The following is a 634-nucleotide window of genomic DNA, read 5'->3' as shown; positions in this document are numbered from 1 at the left end:
CGCTTCTGTACGATAAGTCAACATCGATGCGCTGACGCTTATCGTGTTTCCTTTATCTCCTACAGCTCAGTTGAGTTGCGAAGCCTAGACCCTCGAGTCGCTGCAGTGGAGAAAGCACACTCCACTTGCACCGCTTGTCTTATGCTTGTCGTGTCTTTCGAGGCTTCTCCACATCCTAATCGTCCAGTCAATACGCCGCTGTTCAAGGCGCTTCCACCTTTAAGTTAGGAGTGTCGCCGTTTTCCCCGTCATCATGCGCATATAAGTCTCTCGGAACTCTCATCATGAGTAAGGAGCTTTAATGAATCATAGTGCTTTCATTCCAGCCTTGGACCGCCCTTTTCTAACTTTATGAGGCAAGAAATTTATGTTCAATTTCGATAACTCTATATGATAAGGGTCGTGGGAGAAGGGAGTAGGCGAGATCCCACAGGGCGCAGCAAGAGGAAGCTCGCCGGTTCCCCCACAGGAAAGTGTTCAAACGCGGAGACGCCCTGATAGACACGACACGCATAAGCATAAAATCAAAAGGGATGTGATTTTCCATTCCGTTGATTTTCTACTTATGACGCGAGTGTCTGGGCGTTACAGCTAGACGAGCCCTTCCCCAACGACCCTAAAACTACATAAACAT

The 634-nt window shown here is 48.3% G+C and carries 1 protein-coding gene; it reads left to right on the top strand.

All coding sequences use genetic code 11. The features are described 5' to 3' along the window. Positions 1 to 228, top strand: a 228-nt coding sequence (locus LD39_RS23745; RefSeq protein ID WP_231572633.1) for a hypothetical protein, incomplete at its 5' end; no start/stop codon positions are given. Between the last annotated feature and the right edge of the window lie 406 nt (positions 229 to 634).

This window comes from Halobacillus sp. BBL2006 (assembly GCF_000786645.1).
Lineage (GTDB): Bacteria > Bacillota > Bacilli > Bacillales > Halobacillaceae > Halobacillus.
This window is presented reverse-complemented; position numbering and strand designations above follow the sequence as displayed.